20 protein-coding genes are annotated in these 25946 nt (G+C 63.1%); 11 read left to right on the top strand and 9 right to left on the bottom strand.

Going from position 1 to position 25946, the window contains the following annotated elements; genetic code table 11:
- The 5 genes from O9Z70_RS04305 (at position 1) to O9Z70_RS04285 (ending at position 4105) form a co-directional block, all read left to right on the top strand.
- Complete coding sequence (locus O9Z70_RS04305) at positions 1-825, top strand: ABC transporter permease (RefSeq protein ID WP_286021266.1); 825 nt, start codon at positions 1-3, stop codon at positions 823-825.
- A gap of 224 nt (positions 826-1049) precedes the next feature.
- A complete protein-coding gene (locus tag O9Z70_RS04300) occupies positions 1050-2087 on the top strand; it encodes an ABC transporter ATP-binding protein (protein ID WP_286021265.1) in 1038 nt (345 codons plus the stop codon).
- A gap of 2 nt (positions 2088-2089) precedes the next feature.
- Complete coding sequence (locus O9Z70_RS04295; protein WP_286021264.1) at positions 2090-2926, top strand: glycerophosphodiester phosphodiesterase; 837 nt, start codon at positions 2090-2092, stop codon at positions 2924-2926.
- On the top strand, positions 2923-3729 hold the full coding sequence (locus O9Z70_RS04290; protein ID WP_286021263.1) for an inositol monophosphatase family protein: 807 nt from the start codon (positions 2923-2925) through the stop codon (positions 3727-3729). Before O9Z70_RS04295 ends, O9Z70_RS04290 begins: the two co-directional genes overlap by 4 nt.
- A 202-nt stretch (positions 3730-3931) precedes the next feature.
- Positions 3932-4105 carry a hypothetical protein gene (locus O9Z70_RS04285; protein ID WP_286021262.1) on the top strand — a complete coding sequence of 58 codons (174 nt, stop codon included), beginning with the start codon at positions 3932-3934 and terminating at the stop codon, positions 4103-4105.
- A 154-nt stretch (positions 4106-4259) separates the two neighbouring features.
- On the opposite strand, the gene O9Z70_RS04280 is transcribed toward O9Z70_RS04285, so the two are convergent.
- The 9 genes from O9Z70_RS04280 to O9Z70_RS04240 all read right to left on the bottom strand — a co-directional run bounded on the left by O9Z70_RS04280 (position 4260) and on the right by O9Z70_RS04240 (position 15425).
- Positions 4260-5915, bottom strand: a complete 1656-nt coding sequence (locus O9Z70_RS04280; protein WP_286021261.1) for an MGH1-like glycoside hydrolase domain-containing protein — start codon at positions 5913-5915, stop codon at positions 4260-4262.
- Positions 5912-6970: an ABC transporter ATP-binding protein gene (locus tag O9Z70_RS04275; RefSeq protein ID WP_286021260.1), complete on the bottom strand. Its 1059-nt coding sequence runs from the start codon at positions 6968-6970 to the stop codon at positions 5912-5914. Before O9Z70_RS04275 ends, O9Z70_RS04280 begins: the two co-directional genes overlap by 4 nt.
- 16 nt (positions 6971-6986) lie before the next feature.
- On the bottom strand, positions 6987-7892 hold the full coding sequence (locus O9Z70_RS04270; RefSeq protein ID WP_286021259.1) for a carbohydrate ABC transporter permease: 906 nt from the start codon (positions 7890-7892) through the stop codon (positions 6987-6989).
- A 3-nt stretch (positions 7893-7895) separates the two neighbouring features.
- Positions 7896-8801, bottom strand: a complete 906-nt coding sequence (locus O9Z70_RS04265; protein ID WP_502870180.1) for a carbohydrate ABC transporter permease — start codon at positions 8799-8801, stop codon at positions 7896-7898.
- 127 nt (positions 8802-8928) lie between these two features.
- A complete protein-coding gene (locus O9Z70_RS04260) occupies positions 8929-10218 on the bottom strand; it encodes an ABC transporter substrate-binding protein (protein WP_286021257.1) in 1290 nt (429 codons plus the stop codon).
- A 567-nt stretch (positions 10219-10785) separates the two neighbouring features.
- A complete protein-coding gene (locus tag O9Z70_RS04255) occupies positions 10786-11775 on the bottom strand; it encodes an acrylyl-CoA reductase family protein (RefSeq protein WP_286021256.1) in 990 nt (329 codons plus the stop codon).
- Between the two features lie 106 nt (positions 11776-11881).
- Positions 11882-14149, bottom strand: coding sequence for an NADP-dependent malic enzyme (locus O9Z70_RS04250; protein WP_286021255.1), 2268 nt, complete (start codon positions 14147-14149; stop codon positions 11882-11884).
- 171 nt (positions 14150-14320) lie between these two features.
- Entirely contained in the window at positions 14321-14827 is a 507-nt protein-coding gene (locus O9Z70_RS04245; RefSeq protein WP_286021254.1) for a group III truncated hemoglobin, read from the bottom strand.
- Positions 14814-15425, bottom strand: a complete 612-nt coding sequence (locus O9Z70_RS04240) for a helix-turn-helix transcriptional regulator (RefSeq protein WP_286021950.1) — start codon at positions 15423-15425, stop codon at positions 14814-14816. Before O9Z70_RS04240 ends, O9Z70_RS04245 begins: the two co-directional genes overlap by 14 nt.
- A gap of 150 nt (positions 15426-15575) precedes the next feature.
- Between O9Z70_RS04240 and O9Z70_RS04235 the strand changes: the two genes are divergently transcribed.
- The 6 genes from O9Z70_RS04235 (at position 15576) to O9Z70_RS04210 (ending at position 25916) form a co-directional block, all read left to right on the top strand.
- Complete coding sequence (locus O9Z70_RS04235) at positions 15576-16178, top strand: superoxide dismutase (protein ID WP_286021253.1); 603 nt, start codon at positions 15576-15578, stop codon at positions 16176-16178.
- Between the two features lie 174 nt (positions 16179-16352).
- Positions 16353-16904, top strand: a complete 552-nt coding sequence (locus O9Z70_RS04230) for a flavin reductase family protein (protein ID WP_286021252.1) — start codon at positions 16353-16355, stop codon at positions 16902-16904.
- Between the two features lie 86 nt (positions 16905-16990).
- Entirely contained in the window at positions 16991-17269 is a 279-nt protein-coding gene (locus O9Z70_RS04225; protein ID WP_286021251.1) for a DUF6894 family protein, read from the top strand.
- Between the two features lie 879 nt (positions 17270-18148).
- On the top strand, positions 18149-22804 hold the full coding sequence (locus tag O9Z70_RS04220; protein WP_286021250.1) for an NAD-glutamate dehydrogenase: 4656 nt from the start codon (positions 18149-18151) through the stop codon (positions 22802-22804).
- A 229-nt stretch (positions 22805-23033) separates the two neighbouring features.
- Positions 23034-23981, top strand: coding sequence for a class 1 fructose-bisphosphatase (locus O9Z70_RS04215; protein WP_286021249.1), 948 nt, complete (start codon positions 23034-23036; stop codon positions 23979-23981).
- Between the two features lie 666 nt (positions 23982-24647).
- On the top strand, positions 24648-25916 hold the full coding sequence (locus O9Z70_RS04210) for an AGE family epimerase/isomerase (protein ID WP_286021248.1): 1269 nt from the start codon (positions 24648-24650) through the stop codon (positions 25914-25916).
- The last annotated feature ends 30 nt before the right edge of the window (positions 25917-25946 follow it).

Here is a 25946-nt window from a genome sequence, read left to right as displayed (position 1 = left end):
ATGACCATACTTGCCCCTACCCGCCCGCGTATCGACTGGACCGGCATCGTCTTCGCCGTCCTGCTGTCCTTCGCCATCGTGGTGCCGCTGCTGGTCGTCGGCACCTGGGCCTTCACCGAGGTCTGGCGCTATCCCAACGTCATCCCGCAGCAATTCGGGCTCCGCTTCTGGAACCAGACGCTGAGCCGCCCCGATGTGTGGGGGGCGCTGACGCTGAGCCTGCAATTGTCCACCGTGGTGACGCTGCTTTCGGCGGCGATCTGCCTGCCGGCGGCCTATGCCTTTGCGCGCATGAACTTTCCCGGCCGCACCGTGCTGTTCTTTTCGTTCCTGGCGGGCCATGCCTTTCCCAAATTCGGCCTGCTGATCGCCATCGCCGCCATTTTCCTCCAGCTCAATCTCATCGGCACCTTCTGGGGCGTGGTGCTGATCCAGCTGGTGGGCACGCTGCTGTTCATGATCTGGATTCCGGTCGCCGCCTTCCAGTCGGTGGACCGCCGCATGGAAGAAGCGGCCCGCGATGTCGGCGCCGGCCCCTTCCGCGTCTTCTGGTCGGTCACCCTGCCGCAGGCCGGCCCGACCATCGCCGCCGCCGTGCTGCTCAGCTTTGTCGGCACCTTCTACGAAACCGAAGGAGCCTGGCTCATCGGCGCGCCGGGCATCCGAACCATGCCGGTGCTGATGATCTCCTTCATCAACAACCAGATGGTCATCCAGTTCGGCGCCGTGCTGTCGGTCATGCTCTGGGTTCCCTCCTTCATCGCCCTGATATTCGCCCGCCGGGTGATTGGTGGCGGCGCCTTCGCGAGAGGGTTCGGTGCATGATGGCAGATAATGCTCAACATGCCGGCTCCTTCGCCCCCTCCCCCTTGAGGGGAGGACCGGGGTGGGGGTGCGGCGGCCAAGACCTAAACCCGAGGCGACGGATAGTCCGACACCCCCACCCTCGACCCCTCCCTTCATTGGGGAGGGAGGCAGAAGCGCCGTCCTCTGTGGCACCTCAAACAATCCAGAATTCCCAACCGATCCTGTTGGACCGGGAGTAAATAATGTCCGTTCTTCAAATCAAAGACGCCACCAAGGTCTTCGCTGCCGGCAATGTCGTGGCCGTCGACACGTTCTCGCTCGATGTCGCCGATGGCGAACTGGTTTGCCTGCTCGGCCCCTCCGGTTCCGGCAAGTCCACGCTGCTGCGCATGGTGGGCGGCTTCGAGCGGCCCAGCGGTGGTCTCATCACCATCGATGGCGAGGACATCACCCATTTGCCGCCCGAGAAACGGCCCACCGGCATGGTGTTCCAGAGCCATGCGCTGTGGACGCATATGAATGTGTTCAAGAATCTCGCCTTCGGTCTCAAGCTCCGCCGCCTGCCGCCGGACGTGATCAGGCAGAAGGTCGAAGCCGTTCTGGAACTGGTCGGGCTGGGCGGCTATGGCACGCGCCATGTCAGCCAGCTTTCCGGCGGCCAGCAGCAGCGGGTCGCCCTGGCGCGCTCACTGGTGCTCGAACCCAAGATCCTGCTGCTGGACGAACCCTTTGCCAGCCTCGACCAGCATCTGCGCGAACGCCTGCGCGAAGAGGTGCGCGATATTCAGCAGCGGCTCAAGATCACCACGCTGTTCGTCACCCATGGCCAGGACGAAGCGCTCTCCATGGCCGACCGCATCGTGGTGATGCGCGATGGCCGCACCGAGCAGATCGACCGCCCGGATATGGTCTATCGCAAGCCCCAGACCCCCTTCGTCGCCGGCTTTATCGGCACGATGAACCTGATCGAGGGTACGGTCAGCGATGGCCAGTTCAACCATGCCGGCTTCACCGTGCCCCTGCCGGTGGGCGACGGCGAGGCCATATTGGCGGTGCGCCCGGAAGCGCTCGACCTCGAAGCCAGCGAGCCGGGACAGGCCAGGGTTCATCGCGTCACCGATTACGGGACCCATGGTCTGGTCGATCTCGATCTGCCCGACGGGCTCCGCCTCAAGGCCATGGTTTCCCATCCCGACCTGTTCAAGCCCGGCCAGGGCGCCGTTCTCAAACCCAAAGCCATTGCCGCCTATCGCGACAATGTGCTGATCCATCAGGGGTGAGCATGCAGCCCCCCCTCTTCCTCGAACGGGACGGTCACCGGACCTGGCTGAAATGGCATCGCGGCCGGCGCAAGGCGTCCGATCCGGCATTCACCTCTTCGCGGATTCTCGAAGCCATGCAATTGGGCGCCAGCGTCGAGGTCGACCTGGTCATTCACGGCGATCATGGTTGCGCCGTGCTGCACAATTTATCGCTGGAGAAAGAAACCACCGGCACCGGTCTCGTCCGCGAAACCTCCGCCGACATGCTGCGGCAATTGCATCTGCGCGGCAATGACGGGCACCCCCTGCCGGAGCGGGTCATGCTGCTCGAAGATCTGTTCGCGCTTCTCGGCGAAAATCCGCCGCATCCCGACGCGTTGTTGCAGCTCGATTTCAAGGAAGACCTTGCGGCGCTCGATCCGCTGACTGTCGAAAACTTCGCTGTTAGCGTCATGCCCCTCGCTGCGCAGGTTATTCTCTCGGGTGGGGCCTTTGATGCTATCAGTCTGCTAGCCAGTTCGACCCCGATGCTAAAAATCGGCTACGACCCCTGCTACGGGGAATCCCTGAGCCGGTTGCGGGCCAGCGGCGACTTCAGAACCTTCATCGCCGACGCCCTCCGCGCCGCGCCGGACGCCCGGATGATCTACCTTCACCACGAGATCGTCCTCGCCGCCGACGAGGCCGGTTTCGACCTTATCGGCGCGGTGCATGCCGCCGGCCGCAAGGTCGATGCCTGGACCATAAGTGCCGTTAATTCCACGACAATTTCCCAGGTCGACCGGCTTCTTCAGCTCAAGGTCGACCAGATTACAACCGACGACCCGGAGGGGCTGGCAGCGGCCCTCAACTCATGACCGACCTCAACAAAATCCTCGATGACATGATTGCCGCCGCCCGCGATGCCGGCGCGCTAACCCTCGAACATTTCAAGCATTTCCGCGATCTGGAGATCGGCATAAAGGGCCCGGGCGACTTCGTGTCCGACGCCGACCGCGAGTCCGAACAGATGATCCGCAAGCATCTGTTGTCGCGCTATCCGGACTGGAGCCTGACCGGCGAGGAATTCCCCCCGGTGGACGGCGAGAACCTGGAATACCGCTTCCTGGTCGATCCCATCGACGGCACCACTAACTTCTTGAGCGGCCAGCATTATACGATCACCATCGCCCTCAGGCGCGGTCCCGAAACCCTGTGCGGGCTGGTCTATAATCCGGTGGTTGACGAAATGTTCACCGCCATCAAAGGCAGCGGCGCCTTCCTCAACGGCGAGCGGCTCACTGTGAGCCAGAGCCGGGATGTCGGCCTGATGAATGTGGGAACAGGCCTGCCGACGCCAAATCTGTCTTTATATCCAGGAGCTTATGATCGGCTCGACAAGATAAGGGCGCCGATCGGCGGCGTGCGCATCATCGGCAGCGCCGCCAATTCCTGTGCCTATGTCGCCTGCGGACGCCTGACCGGCTATTTCGAGGAAACCGGTTTCGTGGACACCGCGGCCGGCCTGCTGCTGGTCGAGGAAGCGGGGGGCATCGTCACCGATTGGTGGGGGCGCGGGCCGGAATATTACGAAAGCACCGGGGCGATGATCGTCGCCAATCCCGCCACCCACGCCTATCTATTGGAGCAGTTGCGCTCCGTACCGCCGAAGAATCCTTAGGTTCAGGGGCGACTAAGTCCTTGATGGAGCTGGAGAAAAACCCAGCTCAGCCGGCACGGGCAGTGACCTTGTCGAAAGGCCTGCTCCTGCCGCATGGCTGGGGTGAGAAAAGCACCCCTACCGCCCTTCCCCTTTCAGTCCCATCTGCATGGCATGGAAGCGACCGGGATGATCCCAGGTCCACTAAGGGAAGGTTTGAGCCATGAGCACCCAGCGCAAGAACAAGTTCTTTGCCACCCTCGACACTTTCGCCACCGTATTCGGCAGCGCCGCTGCCGTTTCGGCGGCTGTCGAAGCGGGTCGGGCGCCCCGGGCCAAGCACCTCGAAAACCTGGGCATCGACCCGGTCGCATTCCGAAACGTCGGCAAGTTCTAAAGAGCTTCGCTCGCGGTCCTCAGGGACTGCTCAGCGCGCGGACCACGGCCCCTCCCTCCAGCGGTTCGCGCGCATTGCCGATATGAGAAGCCCGGATGCCGGTTCCCTCCCCGGTATCCGGGCTTTTTTTTCTGCGCGACATGATCGTCGCTATTCATCCACCGACGCCGTAAGAGGGCAGAACCAGGCCTGGATCGGCAATCGTCTCCCGCGCCCCTACCCCCAGCCGCTGCCTCTCGTTCGGCGCCACGGCGATCTCGATCGCGTTTCCGGCCAGTTCCACAATTCCGGCAACAGGCCGGCTGGTGAGGCCCTCGACGGCAAGCGGGTTCCCCGCGCGGTCGGTAATGAGACGAAGCCCAGCTGGGAAACGGCAGAGGCATGCGCCATTGCGATAGAAAGCGCTTTCTTCCGCCGTGTTCAGCAATTCGAAATTGGCGCCGTCGACGATACGGGAATAGGCGGTTTCCCATAGCTCGTAGCGATGGCTTGCCGGCTTCGGCAGCAGCCCCGTCAGCCAGATCGTGCCATCGGGGCGGGGCAGGATGCCGGAGAGACGTTCGACATAGTCGAGCAGGCAGAGAATGGACGGCGAGTATTTCTCGGTGAACCCGGCCGCGCCATTGTGCGGATTGAGCGTCTGGGGAAAGCGGTCGGCAGCGAACAGCGCCGAAAGCACCGGCTGCATGAGCCAGGTCAATTCCACATCGTGCCCGTGATGTTCGAATGCATGGGGCGCCCGGATGAGGGTGAGGAAATTAGTCGGACCGTTCCAGCTATTCTGCCCAAAGGTCGGATCGAAGCGCGGATCGTCCAGCGCGATCGAGGTCAGCGGAAATTTGGCGAAGAATTTGCGGGTGTTGAGCAGGTAGCGCTCGAGCGCCCGGCGGAATTGATCGGCGTCGCCGATTTCGCAGGCGAGAACTCGCAGCAGCACATCGGACTGAATACGGACCAATCGGTCATGGCGGTCGCGATCATAGAAAAAGTCGTCATCGGCATCGTAGCAGTGCGTGAACAAGGCGGCGCGGCTGGCTGCGGCCTTGGCACGCCAGATATCGCCGTCGCCGCCGAGCCGGTCGGCGATGCGGCCGAGATAATCGCGTTGGCAGGCAATATTGGCCGTCAGATCGGGAGCGAGGAACGGCAGAAGCGGATTGTCCGGATCATAACGCGCGGGATCGCTGGCAAAAGGGCTGTCGGGAACGTGCCAGAAGCGCGAGGAAAGATCGTGGCCGGTGTCATAGGTCGAAAACGCCTCGACGGCGCCGGTGCCTCGCGTATCGCGGTGACGGGCGATCCAGCCGTCATAGCGGGACATGGCGCCGAACATGGCGCTGAGCCAGTCCGTATCGAGCTGGTTGAGGGCAAAATGGTTCCAGACCGAACGGGCCAGCGGCGAGACGAGCTGAATCTGGTTATAGGCGGGACCTTGCGGCGTAATCTTGTAAGGAAAGAGGCCATCGTCCCGCTGATAGCGGGCGAAAGCCGAAAAAGTGGCGCTGGTGACCGAGGGCAGGAAGCGGCCCAGTATTTCGGCGTTTATGGTGCCGGTGCTTTCCAGCCAGCAGCCATGATAGATGCCGCCTTCATGCAGGATAGGCGTTTCGTCGGCGGCCGGCGCAATGCACGCGAAGAGTTCACGAACGGCATCGTAATAGCGCTCGGTCAGGCGCGGGGCGCTGGAGACGAAGCGCACCCCGGAGGCCTGCCATTCCTCCAACAGCGCCGCATCGGCAGGCTTGGCGAGCGGACCGATCTCGGCGCCGACATCGATCCGGCGCAGGGCCTCCAGCAGTTTGTGTGTCACGCCGCGGCCTCGACGCGCAGGCCGTCGCCATTGAAAAAATGCGCGTCAGCAGTGCGGAAGGACAGATTCACCCTGTCGCCGCGATGATATTTCGCGTTGCCGGGCGCCTGGGCCAGCAGGTTCTGCCCATTGGGCAGGTCGACATAGACGAAGATTTCGCTGCCCAGATATTCGATCAGCGAAATGGTGCCATCGACGGCGACGTCGCCGGCCTGGCCGATTTGCAGGTGTTCGGGCCTTATGCCCACGGTAATGGCGCCGGCCTCTAATTTCGCCGAAAGGGTGCCGAAGCCCGGCAGATCGATATCCGTTCCGTTGGAACTGCCCTGGAGCAGATTCATCTTGGGCGAGCCGATGAAGCTGGCGACGAAGAGGTTCCTGGGCGAATTATAAAGTTCGAACGGCGTACCGACTTGTTCGAGATTGCCCTTGTTGAGTACGGCGATGCGGGTGGCCATGGTCATGGCTTCGGTCTGGTCGTGGGTGACGTAGATCATCGTCGTGCCGAGGCGGTTATAGAGGTTCGCCAATTCGACCCGCATCTGCACCCGCAGCTCGGCGTCGAGATTGGACAGCGGTTCGTCGAACAGGAAAAGCTGCGGCTCGCGCACGATGGCACGGCCGATGGCGACACGCTGCTTCTGGCCGCCGGAAAGCTGGCGCGGCTTGCGCTCCAGCAATTCCCCGATCTGCAGAATGCGGGCGGCTTCGGCAACGCGGCGGGCGATCTCGTCCTTGGGCATGCGCAGATTGGACAAGCCGAAGGCCAGGTTCTTGCGCACGCTCATATGCGGGTAGAGCGCATAGGACTGGAAGACCATGGAAAGGTTGCGCTGGCTGGCCGGCAGGTCGTTGACGATGCGGTCGCCGATGGCGATCGTGCCGTCGGTGATCTCCTCCAGGCCGGCAATCATGCGCAGCAAGGTGGACTTGCCGCAGCCGGAGGGACCGACCAGGACGAGGAATTCGCCGGACTGCACCTCCAGATCGATGCCGTGGATGACTTCGAAACCGGAATAGGCCTTGCGGACGTCGCTGAGGGTAACGGATGCCATTGGAGTTTGCCTCTTCTTACTTGAGCCCGCTCATCGCGATACCGCGAATAATCAGCCGCTGGAAAATGACGAAGAACAGAATGATCGGCAGGATGGACAGGATCGACATGGCAAACATCGGGCCATATTGGCTGGCGCCGTCGGAACTGATGAAGCTGCGCAGGGCCAGGGGGACGGTGTAGTCCTTCATGTCATTGAGATAGACCAGCGGCCCCAGGAAATCCTCCCAGGTCCAGATGAAGGAGAAAATGGCCGCCGTGGCCATGGCCGGCATGGAGAGCGGCATGATGATGGCCCAATAGATCTTGAAGGGCGAGCAGCCATCGATCATCGCCGCCTCATCCAGTTCACGCGGCAATTGACGGAAGAACTGGATCATCAGAAACACGAAGAAGGCCTCGCCGGCGAGGAATTTCGGCACGATCAAAGGCAGATAAGTGTTCACCCAGCCCAGGTTCAGGAACAGGATATATTGGGGAATGAGCACGACGTGATAAGGGATCATCAGCGTCATCATCATCAATGCGAACCAGATGTTCTTGCCGGTGAATTCCAGCCGCGCGAAGGCATAGGCGGCGAAGGAACAGGAGATGACGTTGCCGATCACCGAGAGCACGGTGACGACAGTGGAATTCCAGAAGAAGGTGGTGAAGCTGACCGGCAAGGCGTTCCAGCCGCGCCAATAATTCTGCCATTGGAATTCACTTGGCCACAGGCCCAGATTGCCGAAAATCTGGTTATCGGGCTTCAGTGACGACGCGAACATCCAGATCAGCGGATAGACCATGATGAAGGACGTGGCGATCAGGAAGATATGCCTGAGGATCGCCGCGCGCCTGGCGCGCTTCGCCTTGGCTTCGCGATAGGCCCGGGCGATTTCGGCGGTGGTCCCGGTCGGGGCGCTGATGGTGGCGGCGGTCATGGCTCAGCCCCTCTCGTTCTCGTAGTGAACCCAGTATTTCGAGGTCCAGAACGCAATGGCGGTGAACAGGGCGATAATGAGCAGCAGCACCCAGGCCAGCGCCGAAGCGTAGCCCATGCGCAGGAAGCTGAAGGCTTCGTTATAGAGATAGACGGTGAAGAACAGCAGGCTGTCGAGCGGCGCGCCGGAGCCGCCGGAAATGATGAAGGCGCCGGAAAAGCTCTTGAAGGCTTCGATCATCTGCAAGACCAGATTGAAAAAGATGACCGGGGCCAGCAGCGGCACGGTGATGGCGAAGAATTTCTTCACCGGACTGGCCGCGTCGATTTCGGCGGCCTCGTAGAGCTCCTGGGGAATGGCACGGAGCCCGGCGAGGAAGATCAGCATGGGCGAGCCGAATTGCCACATGGCCAGGACGATCAGCGTCCAGAGGGAATAATTGGGGTCGGCCAGCCAATAGGGCCCAGCGATGCCGAACAGGCCGAGGACGCTGTTGATGACGCCGTCATAATTGAACAGCTGGCGCCAGAGGATGGCGACGGCGATCGAGCCGCCCAGGATCGAGGGCAGATAGAACAAAGCACGATACCAGCCAATGGCGCGAATGCCCTTGTCGAGCGCCATGGCGACGCCGAGCGCGAAGATCAGTTTCAGGGGCACCGAGACCACCACGAAGTTGAAGGTGACCTGCAGGGCTTTCCAGAAACGCTGATCGTACTCGACCATGTAGACATAGTTGTCGATACCGATCCATTGCGGGGGGCGGACGACATTATATTTGGTGAAGCTGAGATAGAGCGAGGCCAGGATGGGCCCGATGGCCAGAAGGAAAAAACCGATCAGCCACGGCGACAGAAAAGCATAACCAGCCAGATTGCGGCGGAAAAATTTCAGCACTCGGCGCTCCAGATTTCGAACAGCCTGTCATGAAAACAGTACCCGGATGCAGCACCTGCCGCGTGTCTGGCAGATATTGCCTCGTTCCCGGTGCGACCCGCCGCTTCTCGGGAGAAGCGGCGGGCCGGATTGCCCAGACCTATGCGCGAGCCAGGATCGCGCGGGCCTGATTAAGGAAATCGGACGCGACTTCGGGGATCGAGCGTTCGCCCAGCAGCACGCCGACAGCAATGCGCTCGAAGGTCTGCTCGATCTCATTGGCGCCGCTGGGCGGCGGCGGCTCCAGGGCGGCAGTCTTGCCCTGAATGCCATCGAAGAAGGCAACCGAAACGGCCTCGGCAGGCGTGAGCTTGGCCTCAAGCGCATCGCGCACGTCGCTCTGGCTGGGAATACCGCGCTCCAGACCCAGAACCTCGGTCATGTCGAGATCGTTGACGAAGGCGCTCATATAGGTCGTGGCAGCGACCGGATCGACACTGTCGCGGGTGAGACAGATGAACTGGCTCGGCTGAACGATGGAGCCGGGGATCATGTCCGGCGTATTGGGATACATGGCCGCGCCAAGAGTATCCTCGACCAGCCCCTGCACGCCGACCAATTGGTTGGACCAGAGATAGGTCATGGCCGATTTGCCGGTGACGATGCCCTGCTGGCTGAGTTCTGCCACGCCGGCCAGGCCGGCGGTTTCCTGCGCCGGAGGAGTTCCCCCGGCATTGCGGATCTTCTCCCAGGTGCTCCAGTATTCCTCGACGATCTCCTGGGTGGCGCCATAGGAGCCGTCTTCATTGAAGAGCAAGGCGCCTTTCTGGCCAACGAAGTCCGAAAAGTTCTGGTAATCGGCGGTGTTATCGTCGGTGCCCGCGACACCGGTGGCCTGCTTGATGACGGCGGCGAATTCGGCCAGTTCGTCATAGGTGTAGCCATAAGGATCGAAGGTTTCGCCCGGCACGATGCCGGCTTCCTCGAACAGGCGCGTATTGTAGATCGCCATATGGCTGTTGGCGCCGATGGAGAGGGCGTAGAATTTTCCATCCACGGTGCCGGCGTCGATGGCGCTCTGGTCAATCTTTGAAATATCCAGGCTCTTGCCGATATATTCATCCAGCGGCACCACAGCACCATTGGCGATATATTCGAACAGAACGCCATAGCCCTGCTGGATCACGTCCGGCATGTTGCCACCCGCGATTTGGGTGGTCAGCTTGGTGAAATAGTCGTCAAAGCCGAGGGTTTCTCCGGAAACGGTGATGTCGGGATGCGTGCCGTTGAACATGTCGATGACGGCAAAGGTCCGCTTGTCGCGATCCGGATTGCCCCACCAGAAATGACGGATCTGAGCGCCCTGTGCAAAGGCCGGACGGCCCATGGCGGCGAGCGCAGCAACGGAGCTGGCGGCTCCAAGAAAAGTTCTTCTTGTCAGTCTGCTCATTCGTTCCTCCCTAGAGCATTCTTGTTCGGTCAGGCCCGGGCCGATCCGGCTCGCATTTCGGGCCTATACAGATTTTGGCTTACGTACCTCTTTTATAAGGTCGACCAGCATGTCGGCTCCTCCTCCACACACGCGGCTGCGCATTTTACGCGACACATATCCGGGAAACGAACTGCGGGTGGGCCCCGAGCAGCACTGACTTGACGTAGTGCATTCGTCCTCCCGCTGCTCCTTCCGGTTCGAAGCGTACGGCTGGTGGAGGAACAAGCTCCCGCCAACCGTGGCCGCACGGTCGAACTCTTTGCGGGCAACTCAGAAGGTCGATACGAGCATCCGTCCGGAACAGTCGGTCAGACGGAAGACATATCGCGTAGCTCACGCTTAACCACATACCCTGGCTGGGCCATGCCCATGACGTGTCTCCGGCCGTTCCTGAGAGGTTATTCCCACTCAGACAATGCAACCTTGCCGATGACTACCATACAAGTCAATAGCGCCCGCTGACGGGCGAATGTCTTTTCAGGCTTCTCAATAGAATGCCAAGCAGTCCGGCAGCGCGGGCGCTGGTTATTGCGGCCGTACCAGCACCCGGCCCCTGACCTCGCCGCGCAGAATCTGGCGCGCCTTGTCCGGCAGGGCATCGAAGCCGATTTCCTCGACATTGCCGGCATAAGCGGCGAGATCGAACAATCCGGTCAAGCGGGCCCAGGCGGACATGCGGGCTTTATAGGGCTGCATGACGCTGTCGATGCCAAGCAGATTGACGCTGCGGAGCAGGAACGGCAGCACATTGGTGTTCAGTGCAATGCCAGCGGCATTGCCGAGACTGGCCACAGAGCCTCCATAAGCGATCTGGCGCAGCAGCTTGCCGAGAATATCGCCACCGACGCAGTCGATGGCCGCAGCAAAGCGGGCATTTTCGAGCGGCTTGTCCGGCTCCGCCAGGAATTCGGCGCGATCCAGAATCGTGGTGGCGCCGAGATTTTGCAGCATGTCGGCATGCTGGGGACGCCCCGAAAGCGCCGTGATCGAACAGCCCAGCCGATGCAGCAGCGCGATGGCGATGGAGCCGACACCGCCGGCGGCACCGGTAACCAGGACCTCACCGCTGGCTGGCTGAATTCCCAGCATTTCCAGGCGATTGATGGCAAGCATCGCCGTGAGGCCTGCCGTGCCGACCACCATCGAATCGCGACTGGACAGACCCGCGGGAAGCGGCACCAGCCAATCGCCCTGCACCCGGGCCCGGGTCGCATAGCCTCCCCAATGGGTCTCGCCCACCCGCCAGCCTGTCAGAACCACCGCATCGCCGGGTCGATAGCGGCTATCGTCGCTCTCGCGAACGTTGCCGGCAAAGTCGATGCCGGCGACGTGCGGGTAATTGCGGACCAGACCGCCCTGACCGGTGAGGCAAAGGCCGTCCTTGTAGTTGAGGCCGGCCCATTCGACCTCCACCAGCACATTTCCTGGCGGCAGGCGATCATCGTCCAGCGTCTGGACGGATGAGGAAACCGTGCCATCGCCGGATCGTTCGGTCAGCAGGGCCTGGAAGGTCATGGGCTTTTCCTCGGTTACCGGAACGGGCGGAGCTGGGTTAGCCTGCGCTAGTGATAGCCTTACTCAACCGTGGGCCCCTGCCCGTCTCTCGCCTCGGTGCGAGGCATCATCCCGCCGCCTCGGTGGCGGCGATGGCGGACATATTGACGATGCCGCGGCTGGTGACGGTGGGCGCGAGGATGTGGGCGGGATGCCTGGTGCCCATGAGGATGGGGCCGATGTGCAGGCCGTTGTTCAGCTCCTTGAGCAGGGTCATGGACAGGTTGGCCGCCTCCAGATTGGGGAAAATCAGGAGATTGGCCTCGCCCTCGAGGACCGAGTCCGGAATGTAGCGGTCGCGCAATTGGGAATTGACCGCCAGGTCGCCCTGCATTTCGCCTTCGACCACGAGGTCGGGCGCGATGGCTTTGAGCTTTTCATAGATTGCGCGCATTTTGAAGGAGCTGTCGCCTTCGCGGGAGCCGAAATTGGAATAGCTGAGCAGCGCTGCCTTGGCCTCGATATTGAAGCGTTTCAGATGGTCGCGGGCCTGCAGGGCGATGGAGACCAGTTCGTCGGCGCTCGGGTCGATGTTCACATAGGTGTCGGCCAGGAAGAAGACGCCGCGATTGAGCAACAGCATGGAAAGCGCCGAAAGCTGGCTGGCATTATCGGCAAGCCCGATGATGGAATGGATATCGCGGGCATGCTTGATGTAGCGGCCCTGCAGGCCGCAGATCAGCGCGTCGGCCTCGTCACGCCGCACAGCCAGCGCGCCGATGACCGTGGTATTGGTTCGCACGATGGTCCGGGCGGTATCGGGGGTGACGCCCTTGCGGCCGACCAGGGCATGGAATTCGGCCACATAATCGCGGTAGCGCGGATCGTCGTCGGGATTGATGACCTCAAAATCCTTGCCGAGACGAATGGTCAGGCCGAAGCGCTCCAGGCGCGATTGGATCACCGAAGGCCGGCCAATAAGGATCGGCCGGCCCATGCCGTCCTCAAGGATCACCTGCGCGGCGCGCAATACGCGCTCGTCCTCGCCATCGGCGAAGGCGATGCGTTTGTCCGAGGCCTGGGCCCGCTCCATCATCGGCTTCATCACCATGCCGGAGCGGAAGACGAAGCGGCGAAGCTGGTCGCGATAGGCGTCGAAATCGGCAATGGGACGGGTGGCGACGCCGCTCTCCATCGCGGCCTTGGCCACGGCCGGGGCAATGCGCAGGATGAGGCGCTGGTCGAAGGGATTGGGGATGAGATAATCCGGCCCGAAAATGGCGGGAACGCCATGGGCGCTGGCTTCAAGCCCCGGCTCATGCGCCAGTTTGGCGATGGCATGGGCCGCCGCCGCCTTCATTTCCTCATTGATGATGGTGGCGCCACAATCGAGCGCGCCGCGGAACAGGAAGGGGAAGCAGAGAACGTTGTTGACCTGGTTGGGATAGTCCGAGCGCCCGGTGCAGATCAGCGCATCGGGGCGCGCCTGCTTGGCCAGTTCGGGCATGATTTCGGGCGTTGGATTGGAGAGCGCCAGGATCAGCGGATTGGGCGCCATATCCTTCATCATTTCGGGCTTGAGGGCGCCGGCCTTGGAGAGGCCGACATAGATGTCGGCGCCGGCCATAACCTCGCTGAGCTCGGTCTTGTCGGTCTCCTGGGCGAAAGCGCCGCGCCAGCGATCGATGGAATTGTCGCGGGATTTGGTAACGAGCCCCTTGCTGTCGGCAAGCCAGATATTTTCGCGTTTGGCGCCGACGGCGATCAGCATGTTCATGCAGGCAATGGCGGCGGCGCCGGCGCCGGAGGTGCAGATCTTGGCCTGGGAAATGTCCTTGCCGACCAGTTTCATGGCGTTGATGGCGGCAGCGGCGACGATGATGGCGGTGCCGTGCTGGTCGTCGTGAAAGACCGGGATATTCATGCGCTCCCGCAAGGCTTCCTCGATCTCGAAGCATTCGGGGGCCTTGATGTCTTCGAGATTGATGCCGCCAAAAGTGGGTTCGAGCGGCGCGACGATGTCGACGAAGCGCTTGGAATCCTGTTCGTTTACCTCGATGTCGATGGAATCGATGCCGGCGAATTTCTTGAACAGAACCGCCTTGCCTTCCATGACCGGCTTAGATGCCAGCGCGCCGATATTGCCCAGGCCGAGCACGGCGGTGCCGTTGGAAATGACGGCGACCAGGTTGCCCTTGGAGGTATAGCGGTAGACATCGGCGGGATTGGCGGCGATTTCCTCGCAGGGCGCGGCGACGCCGGGCGAATAGGCCAGGGAAAGATCGCGCGTATTGGCCAGCGGCTTGATCGGCGTGATTTCCAGCTTTCCGGGCCGCGGATATTCGTGGAAATGCAACGCGGCTTCGCGCAGACTTTGAGCCTTATCGTCGGACATTGAATCTCTCCTTGCTGCCGCCACCGCTAGGCGAAAGGTTCCAAGAGCAGGTCGCGAAGGTCAAGGGAAGTTAGGAATTAGTTGCAGAGGCGGCCATCAGCATCGAGCCGTTCCCGTTAGCAGACTGTTAGCATTTGGCCATGGCAATGGCGTCATAATGGGCGCATCTTGTTACGAGGCGTCGCCATTCACCCCCGGCGTCCAGACCGGTGACGATTCCCGCTTCAGCGGCTCCATCTGGGTGATGTCCTCGCCCCGGCGCATAGAGATGTTCATGCGGAAGGAATTGCCGATGCGTTCCGAGCGCTCGATGAAGAGCGCAGCGATGTCGGGCGGGCAGATCTGTTCGACCGTTTCGCGGAACAGACGCAGCCAGCGCATGAAATGGGCGTCGGACAGTTCGGGGAGGGCGATGTGCTTGGGCATGGGGCGGCCGTTGTAACGTCCGGTCCCGAGCAGCATGGAACTCCAGAAATCGGCGATCTTGTCGAGATGGCCCGGCCATTCCGCATCGGGAATGACGCGGTTGAAGACCGGGCCGATAATCTCGTCGCGGCGGGCCAGGGCATAGAAATGATCGACCACGGCGCGGATCATGGTTTCGTCGAGGCCTTCGGGGGTTTCCCAGCCGATGCGGGTGAGGCGCGTGCCGACAGGAGGGCGATCAGGCTGAGACATTATTGTTGGCCTTGATGGTGTAGGAGCAGCGGCGGCCGCCGGCAATGATGTGGTCCTGACGCTCGACCTCGACCCCGGAGCCGAGAACCGCGCGGAAAACTTCAAGCTCGGCACGACAAAAGCCCTGGCAGGCAATGGCGGCGGCGCAGATGGGGCAGTGGTTTTCGACCAGCAACAGGCTGCCATCGGCTTGCTCGGTCCAGGCCGCCATATAGCCCTCCTGACTCCGCAAATCGGCGAGGGCCGCGACGCGGGCGCGCAGATCGGGGGCTGAGGCGATGGCCGCCTCATAGGCGCGCCTGGTGTCGGCCTCGCGCGCGGCAATGATGATATCGAGCGCGGATTCGCCCAATTGGGTCCTGACGATATCGAGAAGCTGGACGGTCAGCGCCGCATGAGTATCGGGGAAACGCGCCTGGGCCGCCGGCGTCAGGCTCCAAATCTGTGTGGGACGGCCGACGCCGGCGGCAGCGCTATGTGCCTCCACCAGCCCTTCCTCGGCCAGACGCACCAATTGCTGGCGGGCGGCCTCGCCGGAGGTGCCGAGCTTCTCGCCCAGGGCGGCAGCCGAGAGCCCGCCCTGCATTTTGAGCGCCATAAGAATCCGCTCGGCGGGATTGCGCGGCGACCACGTCGGATTATCCAAGCCCGTGCTTGACATATCTGTGGAAAGGGTTTTCAAAGCCATTGCTTGGAAATTAAACGTTCCGGTCAAATCTGTCCACCCCCACCCGAAAGAAGCGACATTATGGCCTTCACCCTCCCCGATCTTCCCTATTCGGTTTCCGCACTGGCCGAGCGCGGCATGAGCCAGGAAACGCTGGAGCTGCACCACGGCAAGCACCATCAGGCCTATGTAACCGCACTCAACGGCTTCGTGGAGAAAAACCCGGACCTCGAGGGCAAGTCGCTCGAAGAAATCATCGCCCTGGCCAATGGCAAGGCGGACCTGGCCCCGGTGTTCAACAATGCCGGGCAGCACTGGAATCATATCCATTTCTGGCAGGCGCTCGCGCCCAATGGCGGCAATATTCCGGGCCGGCTCGAAGCCAAGATCATCGAGGATTTCGGCTCGGTGGACGGGTTCAAGGACAGCTTCAAGACCGCTGCCACCACACAGTTCGGCTCCGGCTGGGCCTGGCTCATCATCGGCGCCGACGGCAAGCTCAAGACCACCAAGACGCCCAATGGCTCCAATCCGCTGGCGACCGGCGAAGGCAAGGCGCTGCTAGGGCTGGACGTCTGGGAGCACTCCTATTACGTCGATTTCCGCAATCGCCGCCCCGATTATGTGAGCAATTTCCTCGACAAGCTGGCGAATTACGAATTCGCGGAAGCCAATCTGGGATGACGCCTTGGGGCAGAGCATAAGGCCCCTGCCCCCGGCATTTCACGCCGGCTTCTCTCGTCAAGAGAGAGGCGAACGCCCTTCGCCGCCCGGCGCGCGCCCCGTCCTTTCATCGGAAAGGCAGGCGCGGGCGAGCGGGGGCGGAAAGTTCGTTTGCACCTTTGGCGACTATACGCGATGACTATTCTCATGCCCGACTTCGACCTGCCCGACAGCATGGCCCTTCGACCGCTTCGGCGCCCCGCGGTAAGCGACGCGGAATTCCGTGCGGCGATGGCGGGGATGGCGTCGAGTGTGCATGTGGTGACAGCGCAACGCGGCCGCGAGCGCGTGGGGCGGACGGCAACCTCGGTATTGTCGCTTTCGGCGCAGCCGCCAGCGGTACTGGTATCGATCGACATCGTCAGCCGCCTTGCCGACTTCATCGCCAAGACCGGCGGCTTTTCGCTGGCCATGCTGGCCGAGGACCAGGTGGCGGTCGGCAATGCCTTTGCCGGGCAGGTGGAAGCGGAAAAGCGCTTCGAGGTGGGGCAATGGGGCGCCTGGCCATCGGGGCAGCCATTGCTGCGTGGCGCGGTGACGGTGCTCGATTGCGAGGTGATCGGCGCCATGGAGACCGGCACGCATGTGCTGTTCGCCGGGGCGCTGGTGGACGCCGAAACCGATATGTCGCGCCGCCCGCTCGTGTGGAACCGCCATAATTACCACGGCCTGCGCGGGCTCGACTAAGCGGCGGCGCAATGCCAGACTGAAATCGATTCAACCCCGCAACAGATTGTACGATCTGACGTTAACCCGGATAACGGGAATACTTCATGCCGCGCTATTACTTCCATTATCGCACTGACGAAGGGCTGGTCCGCGACGAGGCGGGCAGCGAGCATGTGAACCTGGAAGCCGCCGAGCACCGGGCCGCCGAACTGGGCCGCGCCATCATCGAGCGGATTGCCGGGCAAGGCGGGGAAATGGACGCGCCCCGCTCCATCGAAATCACCGATGCCGCCGGACGGGACCTGCTCTATGTGGTGTTCTGGGCCGGCCCGAAAATCGGCAATGGACCGGCAACGCCGGTGGAACCGGCGCGGATGCATTGAGGCGGGGCTGACCTTTTGCAAACCGAGGCCCCCGCTTTCGCGGGGGTGACACCGGGGGTGGCGCAAAAATGGCGAGTGGGTTCGGCCACCGTTCGTTACCCTCGCGCTTGACGCGAGGGGTCGGTGTTTGTGGGGTGCCTCAAGAGCCCTCGCGTCGGGCGCGAGGGTGACGATCTGGGAACGGGGGCGCCTGTGGGGCAGGACCGCCTTGCTTAACCCGGCGTCATTCCCGTGAAAGCGGGAAGCTCTGTCAACAAACGGAGGCCCCCGCTTTCGCGGGGTGACACCGTGGGTGGTGCGGCAGCAGCGCGAAATGGGGTGCGAGGTTGGCCGAAAAATCGTCGCTCGTGATTGTGCCAAACCACCGCTCGTCACCCTCGCGCTTGACGCGAGGGGTCGGTGTTTGTGGGGGCGCCGCAAAAGCCCTCGCGTCGGGCGCGAGGGTGACGATCTGGGAAAGGGGGCGCCTGTGGAGCAGGACCGTCTTGCTTAACCCGGCGTCATTCCCGCGAAAGCGGGAAGCTCTGTTAACAAACCGAGGCCCCCGCTTTCGCGGGGGTGACACCGGGAAGGTGGCGATCTGGGAGGGGCCAGATCCTGGCAGCTAATTCAGAAGAACATCCCGGCCTGGGTGGTGACCGCGAAACCGAGGATGAGCGCCGCGGCGAGGGCCGCATAGGACACGCATTGGAATAGCTTCGGCATGAACGCCCCTGCATTGAACCGGCGGAAAGACTACCACATTAATAGAGTTTAACAAGAGGTAAACGCCGGCTGGGGAAAACGCCCTGCCGGAGCCGGCGCCGATCTGGCATTTGGGAGTAGAGACAGCGTTCATCCTCCGGCCTAGACTGCTCCGGCGATTCAAGGGAGCATGGCATGGCGGAGGCAATTGCGGCGCGGTTTCTGGCGCGGATCGAAGCCGGGGGGCTCGATGCGAGCCTGCGGCGGTTTCTGATCGAGGCGATCGGCGCCATCGATCCCGACGATCTGTCCCGGCAGGAGCCCGAAACCCTGATCGCCATGCTGCGGCGCAGCCATGAGCGATTGATCGACGGGCCGCTGGAAGACATCCGGATTTTCGTCACGCCGCCGGAGACGCCGGACGGATCGCTGGTGCTCGACATCATCTGCCCGGACATGCCCTTCATCGTCGACAGCGCGCTCGCCGCCCTGCGCGCCATGGGCGGGGCCATCAGGCTGTTTTCTCACCCGGTCCTGCATGTGGCGCAAGGGCAGGTAAGCGCCGATGGCGGGCTGGCGATGAGCGTATTGCATATCCACAGCGACCCGGTGGCCGGCATCGAGGCGCTGGTGGCGGAACTGGATGCGACCTTGCAGGATGTCGCCTGGGCGATGCAGGACAATGCGGCGATGCTCGACCGGGTGCAGCGGGCCATGACGGGATTGGCGGCCGTTCCGGCGGCGCAGCGCGACGAGGCGCTGCGTTTTCTCGAATGGCTGATCGCCCATAATTTCAACTTTCTGGGCCTGCGGGAATATCGGCTGGAGGGCGCGGCACTGGCGCCGGTGGCCGGCACTGGATTGGGGATATTGCGCGACGAGAGCGTCAAAGTGGTGCGCAGCGGCCGGGAATATGTGGAGAGCAGCCCGGAACTGGTGGGTTTCGCCAAGGGCAGCGAGCCGCTGCTGGTGACCAAGGCCAATCGGCGGGCGCGGGTGCATCGGCGCGCGCATATGGATTATGTCGGCATCAAGCTGTTCGGGCCCGATGGGACGGCGAGCGGCGAATTGCGGCTGGTCGGCTTCTATACGGCGCAGGCGCGGGCGACGCCGCATACCGAAGTGCCGATCATCCGCCGGAAGATAGCCGAGGTCATGCAGCATGAAGGGGTTGATCCGCTGGGCCATGCCGGGCGGACGCTGTTGGGGGCGCTGGACACCTATCCGCGCGACGAATTGTTCCAGATCGACACCGGGCAATTGGCCGAGTTCGCCGAAGCCATTGCCGGGCTCTACGACCGGCCGCGGGTAAGGGTGCTGCCGCGCATCGACCGGTTCGACAATTTCGTCTCCATTCTCGTCTATATGCCGCGCGACCGCTATGACGGCGCGGTGCGGGCCCGGATCACCCGCTATCTGGCCGATATGTATGACGGGCGCGTCTCGGCCTTTTATCCGCATTTCCCCGAGGGCGAGCTGGTGCGGCTGCATGTGATCATCGGACGCGATGGCGGGGCGACGCCGGTGCCCGACCGGCGGGAGCTGGAAGCGGGCGTCGAGGCGCTGACGCGGGACTTTTCCGACATGCTGCTCGCGGCGGCGCCCGAACCCGGCCGGATCAGCGATTGGCGGCAGGCCTTTTCGCCGGCCTATCAAAGCCGCAACGCGGTGGACGAGGCGCTGGAAGACATCAGGATATTCGAAGGGCTGGAGGAGGATGGCGTCGGCCTGCGGCTCGGCGCGCGCGGCGGCGCCCATGGAGGACTGAGCCTCAAGGTCTATCACGAGGGCACCGCCATACCGCTCAGCGACCGCGTCCCGGTGCTGGAGCATTTCGGCTTCCGGGTAATCGACGAGCGCACCTATACGCTGGTGCCGCGCGACGGGGTCGAGCGCTACCTGCACGACATGGTGCTGGACAATGGCGACGAGGACGCCGGCGACCTATTGGCGCGCGCCGCCGCCATCGAGGCCGGGCTGGTGGCGGTGTGGCAGGGGGCGGCGGAAAGCGACCAGCTCAACAGCCTGGTGACGCTGGCGGGGCTCGACTGGCAGGAAGCGGCCCTGCTGCGGGCGCTGTCGCGCTATCTGCGCCAGGTGGGGATTTCCTATTCGCAGCGCTATGTGGCGCAGGTGCTGGTGAAGCAGCGGATCGCCGCCAAGGCGCTGATCGCGCTGTTCGAGGCGCTGCACAATCCGGGCTTCGACGATGGGCCGGCGCGGGCCGAGCGGGCCAGGGCGGCGATCGCGGCGGAACTGGAGCGGATTTCCTCGCTGGACGAGGACAAGATCATCCGCCGGTTCCAGAACCTGATCGAGGCGGCGCTGCGCACCAATGCCTGGCAGCCGCGCGCGGCAGCCCTGGCGATCAAGTTTGACAGTCACAAGATCGACGGGCTGGCCGCGCCCCGCCCCTATCGGGAAATCTCGGTCTATTCGCCACGCGTCGAAGGGGTGCATCTGCGCTTCGGCGCCATTGCCCGCGGCGGCTTGCGCTGGTCGGACCGGCCGGAAGATTATCGCACCGAAGTTCTGGGGCTGGTCAAGGCGCAGCAGGTCAAGAATGCGGTGATCGTGCCGGGGGGGGCCAAGGGCGGCTTCGTGCCCAAGAAGCTGACGGCGGGCATGCCGCGCGACGCCTTCATGGCCGAAGGCCAGGAGAGCTATCGGATTTTCATCGGCGCCCTGCTCGACGTCACCGACAATCTGGTCGGGGACGCGGTCGTGCCGCCGCCGGACCTGGTGCGGCGCGATGGCGACGATCCCTATCTGGTCGTGGCCGCCGACAAGGGCACGGCGAGCTTTTCCGACATTGCCAATGGCATCGCCACCGGCCGGGATTTCTGGCTGGGCGACGCCTTCGCCTCGGGCGGATCGGCGGGCTATGACCACAAGAAGATGGGCATTACCGCGCGCGGCGCCTGGGAGGCGGTGAAGCGGCATTTCCGCGAAATGGACCGCGATATCCAGAGCGAGCCGTTCACCGTCGCCGGGGTGGGCGATATGAGCGGCGACGTGTTCGGCAATGGCATGCTGCTGTCGCGGCAGATCCGGCTGGTGGCGGCGTTCGATCATCGGGACATTTTCATCGATCCCGCCCCCGATGCCGCGACGAGCTTCGCCGAACGGCAGCGGCTCTTCGCCCTGCCCCGCTCGAGCTGGCAGGATTATGACAAGGCGCTGATCTCCAAGGGCGGCGGCGTGTTTTCGCGTGCGCTGAAATCCATAAAGCTGTCGCCGGAAATCCGGGCCTTGCTGGGGCTGGAACAGGATGAGGCGACGCCGGCGGAGGTGATGCGAGCCATCCTGTCGGCGCCGGTGGACCTGTTGTGGTTCGGCGGCATCGGCACCTATATCAAGGGCAGCGAGGAAGACGACGCCTCGGTCGGCGACCGGGCCAATGACGCCATCCGCGTCAGCGCCGCAGAGGTGCGGGCCAAGGTGGTGGGCGAAGGCGCCAATCTGGGCGTCACCCAGCGCGGGCGCATCGGCTATGCGCTGAAAGGCGGGCGGATCGACACAGACGCCATCGACAATTCGGCGGGGGTCAATTCCTCGGACCTGGAGGTCAATATCAAGATCGCCCTGGCGCCCTTGGTGGCGTCGGGCGCCTTGGAGCTGGCGGCGCGCAATGAATTTCTCGCCAGCATGACCGACGAAGTGGCGAGCCTGTGCCTGCGGAACAATTACCTGCAAACGCTGGCGCTGTCGCTGGCGGAACGGGCGGGCATGGCCGAATTGCCGGACCATCGCGGCCTGATCGAAACGCTGGAGGGGCGCGGGCTGCTCGACCGGGCGGTGGAATTCCTGCCCGGCGACGCCGTGCTCGATGCGCGCGCGGAAGCCGGCGAGGCGCTGACCCGGCCCGAACTGGCGGTCATCCTGGCCTATGCCAAGCTGACGCTGTTCGACGACCTGTTGGCGGGAACGGCCATCGACGACCCCTATCTGGCCCGCGAATTGTTCCGCTATTTCCCCGAAACGCTGCACCGGGCCTATCCCGAGGCGGTGGAGCGGCACCGGTTGCGGCGGGAAATCATCGCCACGGTACTGACCAATGACATGATCAATCACGGCGGCCCGGCCTTCGTGTCGGAACTGACGGCGGCGACCAGCGCCAGCCCGGGCGAGGTGGCGCTGGCCTTCGCGGCAGTGCGCGATTCCTATGAGCTGGACAAGCTCAATGCCGGCATCGACGCCCTGGACGGCACGGTGCCCGGAGCGGTGCAATTGGCGCTTTATGCCGAGGTGGAAGCGCTGCTGCGGCGGGAAACCCTGTGGTTCCTGCGCAATCATTCCATCCGCGACGGGCTGGCCGGGCTGATCGAGCGGCATCGCAGCGGCGTCGTGAAATTGCGCCACCTTGCCGACCTGCTGCCCGCAGAACAGAAAACGGAACTCGACGCCCATATCGGGGAGCTCGAAAGCCAGGGCGTGCCCAAAACACTGGCGCAGCGGATCGGGACTTTGCCATTCCTCGGCCATGGCAGCGATATCGTGCTGGTCGCCGAGCGCGCCGGAACCGATCTCGACACCACCGCCAAAGCCTATTTCGGCGTGGCCGGCCAGTTCGACCTGTTCCGCATCATCGCCGGGGGCCGCGAAATCGTGCTGAGCGACCGCGTCGACCGCATGGCGCTGGACCGGGCCATGGCCAATGTGATGCGGGCCCTGCGCGACCTGACCGCCGACGCCCTGGCGGCGGGGTCGGTGGACGATCTGGTGGCGCAACGATCGATCGAGGTGACGCGAACCGTGGCGGCGGTGAAGGAGCTGACGGCAGGCGAAATCAACGTATCGCGGCTGAGCGTGGCGGCCGGCCTGCTGGCCGATCTGGCGCGGGAAGGATGAGCGTCGCGGGCACGGTGCTGGCGCCCTCGTCCTTCGGCACGCTCAGGATGAGGTCTTTGGTGTCTTCCCATCCGTGAGCCTCTCCCATTCCGCACCCACGTTCTCATTGGCCTCATGGTGAGCTTGTCGAACCACGAGGGCGCGGTCCGCAGGAGGTTACTAACCCGAAAGTCGGCCTTGTCCGGTTGCGACACTTGGAGACAGTGAAGGCCCCGCGAAAGGAGCCTTCATGACCAATCTCTCCCAATGGCTTGCCACCGAAACCAATGATGACAAGCTCGCCAGCGCGATCGAGTCCATGGCGGCGGCGGGCGTGGAAATCGCCACCGTGCTGCGGCAGGCGCCGATTGCGGGCCAGACCGGGCTGGCCGGGGCGACCAATGTGCAGGGGGAGGCCCAGAAGGCGCTGGACCTGATCTCGAACGATATTGTTTTGAAGCACTTACGGGAAAATCCGGCAATATCGATTCTGGTTTCCGAAGAGCTGGATGAAGCGGTTGAAATGTCGAGTCAGGGCGAGGTCATTGTGGCGACCGATCCGCTGGATGGCTCTTCGAATCTTGACGTAAATGTCACCGTCGGAACGATTTTTTCCATCCTGCCGGCCGCAGGCGGGCTGTTGCAGAAGGGGACGGCGCAATTGGCGGCCGGCTATGTCGCCTATGGGCCGGCGACGAGCCTGGTGCTGCGGATCAAGGGCGCGACCAGCGTGTTCACGCTGGCTTCGGACGGGCAATGGCTGCTGACCGTCGCGGCGGCACTGGTGCCGGAAGCGTCGGGGGAATTCGCCATCAATACGGCGCGGGAGCGGTTCTGGGACGCGGCCACCAAGAACTATGTGAAGGAGAGCGTTGCCGGGGAAGCCGGCGCGGCGGGCAAGCGCTACAATATGCGCTGGGTCGGCTCGATGGTGGCCGATATCCATCGCATCCTGATGCGGGGCGGGATTTTCCTTTATCCCCTGGATAGCGAAACGGCGAGCAAGGGCGGCAGGCTACGGCTGCTTTACGAAGCCAATCCCATGGCCTGGCTGGTGGAGGGCGCCGGCGGGCGTTCGTCCACGGGACAGCAGGGGATATTGGCGGTGGAGCCGACCGGGATTCATCAGCGGGTGCCGGTGATCCTGGGATCGGCGGAGGAAGTGGCGCGAATGGAGGACTGGTATCGGCGGTCGTAGCGGGTGTTGGCGACCTCCTCCTTCGACAGGCTCAGGATGAGGTCTTTGGTGGGCTCAGGATGAGGTCTTTGGTGGGCTCAGGATGAGGTCTTTGGTGGGCTCGGGATGAGGTTCTTGGCGGGGTGATGCCTTCGGGGGAGCGCCGGACACCTCCCGGCGCCTCATAGACCTCATGGTGAGCCTGTCGAACCACGAGGTCGCGGCCACCGAGTTACCCGAGCTCGTCCTTCGACAGGCTCAGGATGAGGTCTGCGGGAAATTGAGCGCCTCTATCTCCGGGGTGATTTGGGGAGCCATGCGGTCGCCCACAACCACCGCTCGTCACCCCATGAGGCCGCAGCTTTTATCGCCGCGTCATTCCCGCGACAGCGGGAACCCCCGTTACACACGGAGGCCCCCGCCTTCGCGGGGGTGACACCGAGAAAAACATGACAGCAGCGCGCGAAATGGGGCTTGTGAGCCATGCGATTGCCTAAACCATTGCCCGTCACCCTCGCGCTTGACGCGAGGGTGTTACCGGCACCGCAAGAGCCCTCGTGTCGAGCACGAGGGTGACGATCCGGGAGAGCAGACATCTCCTGTCGTCTCGAAAATTGCCACGGCCCCGTCCATTCGCTAGAAGGCTGAACGTGATGTGCGGGGGCGTCTCCCCGGATGGGAGCCAAGATGAGCGACGCGGATTTTACCTTGCCCAGGACCAATGCCGGACCGTGGCAAAGCCGGCCTTTTCACCGGCAATATCTGATGCGGCAGGCCAATGACCTGTTCGATTTCTTCGAAGCGGCGTCGATCAATCCCAAGGGCGGGTTCCACGAACTCAGCGACGAGGGCATGCCGGTGCAGCCCGATAATGCGCTGCGGCAAATTCACGTCACCACCCGCATGATCCATTGCGCGGTCATCGGCAGCCTGCTGGGGCGGCCGGGATCGGACGAGGTGGTCGATCATGGCATGCGCTATCTCTGGGAGCAGCACCGGGACCGCAAGCATGGCGGCTATGTCTGGTCGCTGGATGATGACGGCCCTGCCGATGACAGCAAGCAGGCCTATGGCCATGCTTTCGTCTTGCTGGCCGGAGCGAGCGCGAAACTGGTGGGGCATCCGCTGGCCGACCAGGTGATCGCCGACGTGACCGAGGTGATCGGGACGCGGTTCTGGGACAACAAGGCCGGGGCAGTACGCGAGGAATTCGCCAATGATTGGGGGCAGATCAGCACCTATCGCGGGCAGAATTCCAACATGCACCTGACCGAGGCGCTGATGGCCGCCTATGAGGCGACCGGCAAGGAAGACTATATCCAGAAGGCGACGCGGATCGCCGACCTGATCATTCGCCGCAATGCGGTCAAGCTGGATCATCGCGTGGCCGAGCATTTCCACGAGGACTGGAGCCTCGACAAGCAATTTCAGGGCTCGGAAATGTTCCGGCCATCCGGCACCACGCCGGGCCATGCGCTGGAATGGTCGCGGCTATTGTTCCAGCTCTTCGTGCTCGGCCGCAAGGAGCATGGCTGGATGACCGAGGCGGCGCGGGGTCTGTTCCGCAACGCCATCGAACTGGGCTGGGACAAGAAGCATGGCGGGTTTTTCTATACGCTGGACTGGGACAACCAGCCTATCATGCGGGAAAAGCTGTGGTGGCCGGTGGCCGAGGCCATCGGCGCGGCGGCCTTTATCGGCGCCTATGACAAGGATGCCTATTACCAGCATTGGTATCGCAAGCTCTGGGATTTCGCCGAGAACCATATCATCGACCATGAGCGCGGCGGCTGGATCAGCGAGCTCAAGGACGATCTGACGCCGACCGCGCGCCTATTCGTGGGCAAGCCGGATATCTATCACGCGCTGCAAGCCTGCCTCATCCCGCTCTACCCGCCCAGCGGCAGCCTGACGCGGGCGATCATCGAGGGAGACAGGCTGGGGCCGCAATATTAGGGCGTCTGCGATTTATCCCCCCGGTCTCTC

The sequence above is a fragment of the Devosia sp. YIM 151766 genome, assembly GCF_030285925.1.
Taxonomy (GTDB): Bacteria; Pseudomonadota; Alphaproteobacteria; order Rhizobiales; family Devosiaceae; genus Devosia.
Note: the sequence above shows the minus strand (reverse complement) of the source record. Positions and strands in the feature narration are given on the sequence as shown.

What these genes read in the sequence shown, in the direction of transcription:
- O9Z70_RS04305 (WP_286021266.1), top strand. Translation starts at nt 1, where the DNA reads ATGACCATACTTGCCCCTACCCGCCCGCGTATCGACTGGACCGGCATC.
- O9Z70_RS04300 (WP_286021265.1), top strand. Translation starts at nt 1,050, where the DNA reads ATGTCCGTTCTTCAAATCAAAGACGCCACCAAGGTCTTCGCTGCCGGC.
- O9Z70_RS04295 (WP_286021264.1), top strand. Translation starts at nt 2,090, where the DNA reads ATGCAGCCCCCCCTCTTCCTCGAACGGGACGGTCACCGGACCTGGCTG.
- O9Z70_RS04290 (WP_286021263.1), top strand. Translation starts at nt 2,923, where the DNA reads ATGACCGACCTCAACAAAATCCTCGATGACATGATTGCCGCCGCCCGC.
- O9Z70_RS04285 (WP_286021262.1), top strand. Translation starts at nt 3,932, where the DNA reads ATGAGCACCCAGCGCAAGAACAAGTTCTTTGCCACCCTCGACACTTTC.
- O9Z70_RS04275 (WP_286021260.1), bottom strand. Translation starts at nt 6,970, where the DNA reads ATGGCATCCGTTACCCTCAGCGACGTCCGCAAGGCCTATTCCGGTTTC.
- O9Z70_RS04270 (WP_286021259.1), bottom strand. Translation starts at nt 7,892, where the DNA reads ATGACCGCCGCCACCATCAGCGCCCCGACCGGGACCACCGCCGAAATC.
- O9Z70_RS04260 (WP_286021257.1), bottom strand. Translation starts at nt 10,218, where the DNA reads ATGAGCAGACTGACAAGAAGAACTTTTCTTGGAGCCGCCAGCTCCGTT.
- O9Z70_RS04255 (WP_286021256.1), bottom strand. Translation starts at nt 11,775, where the DNA reads ATGACCTTCCAGGCCCTGCTGACCGAACGATCCGGCGATGGCACGGTT.
- O9Z70_RS04250 (WP_286021255.1), bottom strand. Translation starts at nt 14,149, where the DNA reads ATGTCCGACGATAAGGCTCAAAGTCTGCGCGAAGCCGCGTTGCATTTC.
- O9Z70_RS04245 (WP_286021254.1), bottom strand. Translation starts at nt 14,827, where the DNA reads ATGTCTCAGCCTGATCGCCCTCCTGTCGGCACGCGCCTCACCCGCATC.
- O9Z70_RS04240 (WP_286021950.1), bottom strand. Translation starts at nt 15,425, where the DNA reads ATGGCGCTCAAAATGCAGGGCGGGCTCTCGGCTGCCGCCCTGGGCGAG.
- O9Z70_RS04235 (WP_286021253.1), top strand. Translation starts at nt 15,576, where the DNA reads ATGGCCTTCACCCTCCCCGATCTTCCCTATTCGGTTTCCGCACTGGCC.
- O9Z70_RS04230 (WP_286021252.1), top strand. Translation starts at nt 16,353, where the DNA reads ATGACTATTCTCATGCCCGACTTCGACCTGCCCGACAGCATGGCCCTT.
- O9Z70_RS04225 (WP_286021251.1), top strand. Translation starts at nt 16,991, where the DNA reads ATGCCGCGCTATTACTTCCATTATCGCACTGACGAAGGGCTGGTCCGC.
- O9Z70_RS04220 (WP_286021250.1), top strand. Translation starts at nt 18,149, where the DNA reads ATGGCGGAGGCAATTGCGGCGCGGTTTCTGGCGCGGATCGAAGCCGGG.
- O9Z70_RS04215 (WP_286021249.1), top strand. Translation starts at nt 23,034, where the DNA reads ATGACCAATCTCTCCCAATGGCTTGCCACCGAAACCAATGATGACAAG.
- O9Z70_RS04210 (WP_286021248.1), top strand. Translation starts at nt 24,648, where the DNA reads ATGAGCGACGCGGATTTTACCTTGCCCAGGACCAATGCCGGACCGTGG.